Raw genomic sequence first — 8,285 nt, 5'->3', positions numbered from 1 at the left:
GCACACCGGCCGCGGTGATCAGGGCTATCCGCCGGGTGCCGCGGGCGCGGCGGTGCGGCTGCGGCTGCGGCTCGACGGGGGCGGCGGTGTGGGGGGAAGGCTGCATGTGCGTCTCCGTTCAGGGGGGAGGCTCAACTGCCCAGTTAGGAAAGCTTCCTAACCAATGCGGAGTATTGAAGCACCACCGGGCCCGCCCGCCAAGAGGACGGCACGAAGCGCCGCCCGCATCGGACCCGCAGCGACGACACTGGAGGTATGTGCCGAAGCATCAAGACCCTCCGCGCGCCGATGACCCCCGAGGTCCACGACGAGGACATCCGGGCCGCCGCGCTGCAGTACGTCCGCAAGATCTCCGGATTCCGCGCGCCCGCCGCGCACAACCAGGAGGTGTTCGACGCCGCGGTCGAAGCGGTGGCCGCCGCCACCGCCGACCTGCTGGACGGCCTCCAGGTGCGCGGCGCGGCCCCGGGCCGGGGCTCGGTCGCCAAGGCCGGATAGACCCCGCGCCGGGCGGCGCGAACCGGTGGAACTGCGCGGTTACAGCACTAGCCTGGCGGCCATGGAGATCATGACCGCCACGCAGTGGCGCACCTTCGTGTCCACCGGCACCCGCACCGGGAAGCTCGGCGTCCAGCGCAAGGACGGGCGTCCGCACGTGACGCCCGTGTGGTTCGTGCTGGACGAGACCGATCCGGACGACGTCCGGGTGGTCATCAACACCGGGCGGGAGTCGGTCAAGGGGCGGGCCCTGCGCCGCGACCCGCACTTCGCGCTGTGCGTGGACGACCAGGAGCCGCCGTACTCGTTCGTGCTGCTCGAATGCACCGCCGAGCTGGTCGAGGACCTGGTGGAACTGGAGGCGTGGGCCACCAGGATCGCCGCCCGCTACATGGGCGAGGACCGCGCCGCGGAGATCGGCGCGCGCAACGCCGTGCCCGGCGAGTACCTGGTCCGGGCCCGCATCGACAAGGTCACCGCGCACGCCCGGCTGGCCGAATAGCGGCGGCTCACCCGTAGGAGAGTTTCGAGCACGGGTTGGCGTCGGCGCTGCGTGCCTGCTGGGTGAGCGTCGTGGGCAGCGGCTTCGGCGCTGCGGCGGCCGCGGTCTTCGCGAAGTCCTGGCCGACCACGACATTGATGCCGGAGATCTTCAGCGGCATCAGCTGCGCGCCCGGGAAGAGCCGGGCCACCGTCTTGGCGTGCGCCGCGTCGGCCGAGCCGTACTCGACCACGGTCGTGGTGTGGTCCTGAGTCTGCGCGGTGGAGGTGCCGCTGACCGTGAAGTCCTTGGCCTTGAGCGTGTCGGCGGCCTTTCCGGCCAGGCCGTCGACCGTGGTGCCGTTGAAGACGTCGACCGCTATGCCGGCGCCGTTGACGGTGGGGGTCGCCGCGGGCTTCGCGGTGGGTTTCCCGGAGGCGTTGACACCCTCCAGGGTGCGGTTGGCGCGCAATTCGGCGAAGAGGTTGTCGACGTCCGGGTGGACCAGGTCTATCCGGGCGCCGGCATATTTCCACGGCGCCGTGATGAACTGGATGTTCTTGAGGTCGATGTTCTTGAGCGACAGGCCGAAGGACATCAGCTTGGCCGCACTGCCCAGCCCCGGGTCCACCGTCAGCGACTTGGTGGCCGCGTCGGCCAGCGGCAGCAGCGTGGTCGGGTTCATGCCCTCGCCCTTGACCTTGCTGATCAAGGCGGACAGGAACGCCTGCTGCCGCAGCATCCGGCCGACATCGGAGTTGTCGCCGACCCCGTGCCGTACCCGGACGTAGTCCAGCGCCTGTTGCCCGGACAGGTTCTGCATGCCCTTGGGGAGGACGACCTTGCCCTCGTAGCCGAGGTTGGGGTTCATGTCGCCCTGGTAGATGTTGTTCGGCACGCAGACCTCGACGCCGTGCACGGCGGAGGTCATGGCCGCGAAGCCGGCGAAGTCGACCACCATGGTGTGGTCCACCCGCAGGCCGGTGAGCTTCTCGACCGTGTTCTGGGTGCAGGCCGGGTTGCCCTTGGCCGTGTTGCCCATGGAGAAGGCCGAGTTGAACTGGGCGTTCGGCTGGTCGGGGGACCACTTGCCGTCCGGCAGCAGGCACGGCGGTATGTCGACCAGCGAGTCGCGGGGTATGGAGACACCCACCGCGTGCTTGTGGTCGGGGTAGACGTGCAACAGGATCGTGGTGTCCGAGCGCCCGACCGGGCCGGCCGCGGATCCGCCGAGCTTGCCGTTCTCGCCGGCCCGCGAGTCCGAGCCGATCAGCAGGACATTCACCGGCTTGTCGCCGTTGGCGTCCGCCGGGGCGGCCTTGGGGCGGTTCTTGCTCAGCCCGGCCGCGTTGAAGGTGTCGATATTGGCGTTGAGCTTCAAGTAGATCGCCCCGGCGCCGCCGATCAGCAGGACGACCAGGGACGTGACTATCCCGATCACCCACCGCTTACGGTTGCGTGCGCGCTTGCGCCCACGAACGCCCATTTCCCAACCTTCGGTCCGGTGGCCCCCGCTCCCACGACGAAGCACCAACGTTTACCAGGTGCTTCGGGCGATATGTATGACGCCGGTCACAACGACCGATGTCCACCCGGCCTGCCACTGTACGCGGTGCAAATGTGGGTGACCGTAAAGGTGAGAAGCGTGACGGTGCGGCGGCCTTCCCCGGGCTTTGCGGAATTCACCGCTCAGTCGACGCACAGAAAGGGAAAGGGGCGTTCCGGATTCGGCACCGAGATCCCAACTCCCCTGATCCGCACGCCGCATGAGCGCTCGGACGACCGCGATCACGTCCGCCGGCCCGACCACCGGGGTGATCGCCGACCCGACCGACGACGTGATCGCCGGCCCGACCACCGGGGTGATCGCGGCGGTGCGTGCTCTGCGGGCGCTAGGACTCCTGCGGCTGCTCCGGCGCGCGGTCCACGGCCTGTTCGAGGGCCTGCTCCAGCGTGCGGACGGGGCGGAAGGCATCGTCCAGGCCGGTGACGGTGATCAGTTTGCGGGTCTGCTCGTCCCCGCAGACCATCCGGATCCGGCCACCGCGGTCCACGATGCGGCGGCGGGCGCGCACCAGCAGGGACAGCCCGAAGCAGTCGATGAACTCCACCGGGCGCAGATCCAGCACCACTTCCAGCGGCGCCGGCCACTGCGCCGCGGCCTCCAGGTGCGCGTCCACGTACTCCGCGCTCGCCAGATCCAGCTCGCCGCTCAGCTCGACGACCACCGTGTCCCGCACCCGGTAGGTGCGGGCGTAGCCGGACGGCGGCGGGACCGCGCCGGCGAACCGGCGCGTGTGCTCCGGCGGCTCCCCCTGGTGATGCACCCGGTGCTCCCCCTCGTCCCCGTGGCCGCCCCTCGCGTGACCTGCGGTTACCGTAGCGGCGCCACGGTGCCAAGCGGGGGGTGGCTGAGAGTTTAGGGGGTCCCTATTCACCCGGAGGGATGAAGATCGCGAGAGGTGGCCCGAATCGCCGCGGTTCAGAGCTCGTCGCGGCAGGCGATCAGCCAGTCCAAGGACTGGGCGGGCGGCAGCGCCACCTTGTCCAGCGCGTTCATCGCCTTGGTGTACTCCACCACCTCGTCGTGCTTGTCGATGTACAGCGCCCCGGTGAGCTGCTCCAGATAGACCAGGTCCGGCAGGTCCGACTCGGGGAAGCTGAGCAGCGTGAAGGCGCCGCCGCCGGCCGCGTGCCCGCCGGTGGCGAAGGGCAGGATCCGGACATCGACGTTGGGCGCCTCGGCCGCCTCCAGCAGGTGGCGGATCTGGCCGCGCATCACCTGACGGCCGCCGAACGGACGGCGCAGCGCGCCCTCGTCCATCACCGCGACGAAGTGGGGCGCCCGCTCCGATACGAGGAGCTTCTGCCGCTCCAGGCGTAGACCGACTCGTCTTTCCACCCAGGGTCCGGCTGCTTCGGGGTGACCGAGTTCGATCACCGACCTTATGTAGTCCTCGGTCTGCAACAAGCCGTGCACGAACTGGACTTCGAAGGTGCGGATGAGTGCCGCCGACTCCTCCAGGCCCACGTATGTCTGGAACCAGGTGGGCATCACCTCGCCGTATCCGTGCCACCAGCCGGCCGCGTTGGCCTCCCGGACCAGTCCGAGCATGGCGAGGCGCTCGCCGCCCTCCGTGACGCCGTACAGCGTCAACAGGTCGGCGACGTCACGCTCCTTGAAGCTGACCCTGCCCAGCTCCATGCGGCTGATCTTCGACTCGGAGGCGCGGATCGAGTAGCCCGCGTCCTCCCGGGTGATGCCACGGGACTCACGCAGCCGCCTCAACTGCGCCCCGAGCAGCATTCGTCGCACGATGGACCCGCCTCCCGGCTGCCCTGCGCTCATAGGTCACGCTCCGCCCTTGGTTCATCAGCAGTCTGCCACTAATGCACTGCGCGCAGTACCCATTCAGTCACTCTCCATCGTCACGTGCATCATTCCTTGCAGATGCACGTGCAGACGCTCTTGCATCCTCGGGTACTGATCCATGAGCATGGACGACGTGGAGATACCTCGGGGGCACGCATGAGGACAGAGGCCGCAGCCGTGCTGGAGCCGTTATGGCAGGGCGTGCTCGCACCCGAGCGACTCGCCGCCGCCAACGGGGCCACCTGCGAGCTGCGGGCCCACCTCGAATCGGTGCGCGAGGCGCGCCGGTTCACCCGCCTCACGCTGCAGCGCTGGGATCTGACCGGGCTGCGGGACTCCATGGAACTCGTCGCCTCCGAGCTGGTGACCAACGCGCTGCGCTACGCGGTGCCGGTGGGCGCCACCGGAGCGCCGGTTCGGCTGACTCTGGTCCGCTGGACCTCCCGGGTGGTGTGCGCGGTGCGCGACCCCAGCATGGTGGCCCCGATCGCGAAAGAGCCGGATTTCGTCGCCGAGACCGGCCGCGGGCTGCACCTGGTGGACTCGTTCAGCGAGAACTGGGGCTGGCACCCGCTGAGCGGCGCCGGGAAAGTCGTCTGGGCGCTTTTCCTGGCCCCGGGCGGTCCCCGCTAGCCCCGCTGCCCGCGGGCAGATCGAGCAGGACGTTGGATGGCGCGTCGGGCGAAATCGCCGGCGCGCCATCGTGTCCGACAAAGCCGTTTACGTCACGAGATAGTCGAATTCACCGGCCTTGACGCCGATGATCATCGATTCGATCTCCGCCCGCGTATATATGAGCGCCGGACCGTCCGGAAAGCGAGAATTGCGCACGGCGACGTCACCGTCCGGCAGCGCCGCGAACTCCATGCACGTGCCATTGGCATTGCTGTGACGGCTCTTCTGCCAGACGACTCCCGTAAGGTCTTCTGCGGCCATTCCATTGTGCGTCCGGCGCATCAGCCACTCCCATAAGTGCCTTGTCTGGTACCGGAGATGATAACTCCTTATCGCAGCACGTGCATGTGCACGTGCATGCGCATGTGCAGTTACAGCCGGTGAGCTTCGGGGTTGACCTGCGGGCCGCATCGGGCCGCGGTCAGCACACGGTCACCGCATGGTCAGCGTGTAGTCGCGGTGTAACCGCAGGTCGAAAAGGGGCGGCGTATACACCCGTACGGTCCGATACGATATTGACGATCCGTAGAGGAATTACTCACTCCACGCAACGAATTGGGAGCAGCCTGCAATGGCTCGTCACCTCATCACCTCCGCCCTGCCCTATATCAACGGGATCAAGCACCTGGGCAACATGGTGGGGTCCATGCTCCCGGCGGATGTCTACGCCCGGTATCTGCGCGGGCGCGGCCACGAAGTGCTCTACATCTGTGCCACCGACGAGCACGGCACCCCCGCGGAGCTGGCCGCCAAGGAGGCCGGGCTGCCGGTGGACGTGTTCTGCGCCCAGGCCCATGAGGCCCAGCGCGCCATCTACGACGGATTCGCGCTGTCCTTCGACTACTTCGGCCGCAGCTCCTCGCCGCAGAACCGGGAGATCACCCAGCAGTTCGCCCGCCGGCTGCACGAGAACGGGTTCATCGAGGAGCGGGCCGTCCGCCAGGTCTACTCGCTGACCGACGAGCGCTTCCTGCCCGACCGGTACATCGTCGGCACCTGCCCGCACTGCGGATACGACAAGGCGCGCGGCGACCAGTGCGAGAACTGCACCCGGGTGCTGGACCCCACCGACCTCATCGACGCGCGCTCCGCGATCAGCGGCAGCAGCGCCCTGGAGGTCCGCGAGACCAAGCACCTCTTCCTCCTGCAGTCGAAGCTGGCCGGCGAGGTCGAGGCGTGGATCGACGCCAGCAGCGCGGACTGGCCGAACCTGGCGTCCTCGATCGCACGCAAGTGGCTCACCGAGGGCCTTCAGGACCGGGCGATCACCCGCGACCTCGAATGGGGAGTCCCCGTCCCCGCCGACACCTGGCCCGAGTTGGCCGCCGAGGGCAAGGTCTTCTACGTCTGGTTCGACGCACCGATCGAGTACATCGGTTCCACCAAGGAGTGGTCGGATGCCGCGCCGCAGGGCGAGACGCGGGACTGGCGGTCCTGGTGGTACGACGCGGACGGCGGCGCCGACCCGGTCCGCTACACGGAGTTCATGGCGAAGGACAACGTCCCCTTCCACACGGTGATGTTCCCGGCGACGCAGCTCGGCACCCGGGACCCGTGGAAGAAGGTCGACTACGTCAAGGCCTTCAACTGGCTGAACTACTACGGCGGCAAGTTCTCCACCTCGCAGCGGCGCGGCATCTTCACCGACGCGGCGCTGGACCTGCTGCCGGCCGACTACTGGCGCTACTTCCTGATCGCCAACGCGCCCGAGTCCGACGACACGTCCTTCACCTGGGAGCTGTTCGCGTCCTCGGTGAACAAGGACCTCGCCGACACCCTGGGCAACTTCGTCAACCGGGTGCTGTCCTTCTCCCGCAAGCGGTTCGGCGACGAGGTGCCCGCGGGCGCCGCCCAGGGCGCGGTCGAGGTCAAGCTCGGCGAGCAGGTCGCCGGGCTGCTCGCCGAGTACGAGGGTCACCTGGAGACGCTGCAGTTCCGCAAGGCCGCGCAGGCCCTGCGGGCGCTGTGGAGCGCGGGCAACTCCTACCTGGAGGAGAAGGCGCCCTGGCTGGAGATCAAGACCGACCCGGAGGGCGCCGCGCTCACCCTGCGCACGGCGATGAACCTCATCCACCTCTACGCGATCATCTCCGGGCCCTTCATCCCGGCCTCCGCCGCCGCCATGCGCGCCGCCTTCGACCTGCCCGGTGACGACGCCGCCTGGGTCACCCCGGACGAGGCCCGCAACCTGTCCGCGCTCCCCGCGGGCACGCCGTTCACCGTCCCCCCGGTGCTCTTCGCGAAGATCACCGAGGACGACCTGGCGTCCTACGTGGCGCGCTTCGGCGGCGACCCGGACGCGGCCGCCGCGTAGCAGCCGCGCTGCCGGAAACGGCGGCGGTGGCGTTCACCGGCGCGGGTGCGCCGACGGACGCCACCGCGGCCACCCGCGGCCACCGCGGCAGTGCGGGCCGCCGTGCGCGGCCGGCCGGGGACGGTGACCCGCGCGGATCAGCGGGCCAGGTCCGCCGCGTCCCCCATCACCACGACCGGGTGGTCGGCCGGGGCCAGCGTGCGCAGCAGCGTCCGCATGGCGCTCGGCGGGAGCGAGACGCAGCCCTGGGTGGGGCCGCCGTGGTCGACGTGCAGCCAGATGCCGCCGCCGCGGGACTGGCCGAGCGGGCGGGTCCAGTCGAGGGGGGACATACCGGGCTTGCGGTTGTAGTTGATGGCGATCACGTAGTCGAAGGCGCCGCTGAGGGACTCGCCGTGGAAGCCGGTGCCGTCGACGCTGAAGCCCATCGGGGCGTGGTCGTAGGTGAGCCTGGTGCCCGGGTCGGCGAGCCGGCCGCCCGCGTCGGTCAGGGCGAACACCCCGATCGGGGAGCGCAGGTCGCCGGTGCGGTGGTCGGCGGTCCAGCCGCGCAGCGCGTTGTGGGCCGGCCAGCTGGCGGCGGCCGGCACCCAGCCCGCGGTGTCGTCATAGCGGTAGAGGGTGACCTTCGCGGTGGACGAGTTCCGGCCGTCGCCGGAGGCCAGCACCACCTGGCGGGCGCCGGCCGGTATCTCGGCCAGCGTCTTCGGCCCGAGGCCCGGCAGCGCCGCCCGGACCGGTGACGGGGAGGGCTGCGGCAGGGGCGCCGACCGCCCGGCCCGGCCGCCGATCTGGGTACTCAGCGGCCCCTGTTCGGCCACCCGCGAGGGCCGGGCGCCGGCGGCGGAAGCGGAGCAGCCGGCCAGCAGCAGGGCGGCGGCGGCCAGCAGAGCGGCGGCAAGGGTGCCGCGGCGGCGGGCTGTGGACATGTCGTACGGGCCTTT

General features: G+C 69.8%; 9 protein-coding genes. 4 read left to right on the top strand and 5 right to left on the bottom strand.

Features of this window, described 5'->3' with window-relative positions; translation table 11 throughout:
* Positions 1-255 precede the first annotated feature (255 nt).
* Complete coding sequence (locus tag GA0115240_RS08865) at positions 256-498, top strand: DUF2277 domain-containing protein (protein ID WP_093736103.1); 243 nt, start codon at positions 256-258, stop codon at positions 496-498.
* Positions 499-559: 61 nt separating this feature from the next.
* Positions 560-1,000, top strand: coding sequence for a PPOX class F420-dependent oxidoreductase (locus GA0115240_RS08860; RefSeq protein ID WP_093736102.1), 441 nt, complete (start codon positions 560-562; stop codon positions 998-1,000).
* A 7-nt stretch (positions 1,001-1,007) separates the two neighbouring features.
* On the opposite strand, the gene GA0115240_RS08855 is transcribed toward GA0115240_RS08860, so the two are convergent.
* From GA0115240_RS08855 to GA0115240_RS08845, 3 genes are all read right to left on the bottom strand, one after another.
* Positions 1,008-2,420: an LCP family protein gene (locus GA0115240_RS08855; protein ID WP_256069617.1), complete on the bottom strand. Its 1,413-nt coding sequence runs from the start codon at positions 2,418-2,420 to the stop codon at positions 1,008-1,010.
* Positions 2,421-2,871: 451 nt separating this feature from the next.
* Entirely contained in the window at positions 2,872-3,306 is a 435-nt protein-coding gene (locus GA0115240_RS08850; protein WP_161302116.1) for an anti-sigma factor antagonist, read from the bottom strand.
* Between the two features lie 155 nt (positions 3,307-3,461).
* The gene (locus GA0115240_RS08845) at positions 3,462-4,328 is read right to left on the bottom strand and encodes a helix-turn-helix domain-containing protein (RefSeq protein ID WP_093736100.1); all 867 of its coding nucleotides are present in this window, start codon (positions 4,326-4,328) and stop codon (positions 3,462-3,464) included.
* Positions 4,329-4,508: 180 nt separating this feature from the next.
* Between GA0115240_RS08845 and GA0115240_RS08840 the strand changes: the two genes are divergently transcribed.
* Entirely contained in the window at positions 4,509-4,985 is a 477-nt protein-coding gene (locus GA0115240_RS08840) for an ATP-binding protein (RefSeq protein WP_176725018.1), read from the top strand.
* Between the two features lie 87 nt (positions 4,986-5,072).
* Here the strand turns inward: GA0115240_RS08840 and GA0115240_RS08835 are convergent, their stop codons facing one another.
* Entirely contained in the window at positions 5,073-5,309 is a 237-nt protein-coding gene (locus GA0115240_RS08835) for a DUF397 domain-containing protein (protein WP_093736098.1), read from the bottom strand.
* 289 nt (positions 5,310-5,598) lie between these two features.
* Here GA0115240_RS08835 and metG point away from each other — a divergent pair, with 289 nt between their 5' ends.
* Positions 5,599-7,341 carry a methionine--tRNA ligase gene (gene metG / locus GA0115240_RS08830; protein WP_093736097.1) on the top strand — a complete coding sequence of 581 codons (1,743 nt, stop codon included), beginning with the start codon at positions 5,599-5,601 and terminating at the stop codon, positions 7,339-7,341.
* A gap of 137 nt (positions 7,342-7,478) precedes the next feature.
* Here the strand turns inward: metG and GA0115240_RS08825 are convergent, their stop codons facing one another.
* Positions 7,479-8,270, bottom strand: a complete 792-nt coding sequence (locus tag GA0115240_RS08825; protein ID WP_093736096.1) for a L,D-transpeptidase family protein — start codon at positions 8,268-8,270, stop codon at positions 7,479-7,481.
* Positions 8,271-8,285 lie beyond the last annotated feature (15 nt).

It is taken from the genome of Streptomyces sp. DvalAA-14 (genome assembly GCF_900091855.1).
In the GTDB taxonomy this organism is placed as follows: domain Bacteria; phylum Actinomycetota; class Actinomycetes; order Streptomycetales; family Streptomycetaceae; genus Actinacidiphila.
The sequence above is the reverse complement of the archived record's forward strand: the minus strand, read 5'-3'. Positions and strand labels throughout refer to the sequence as shown.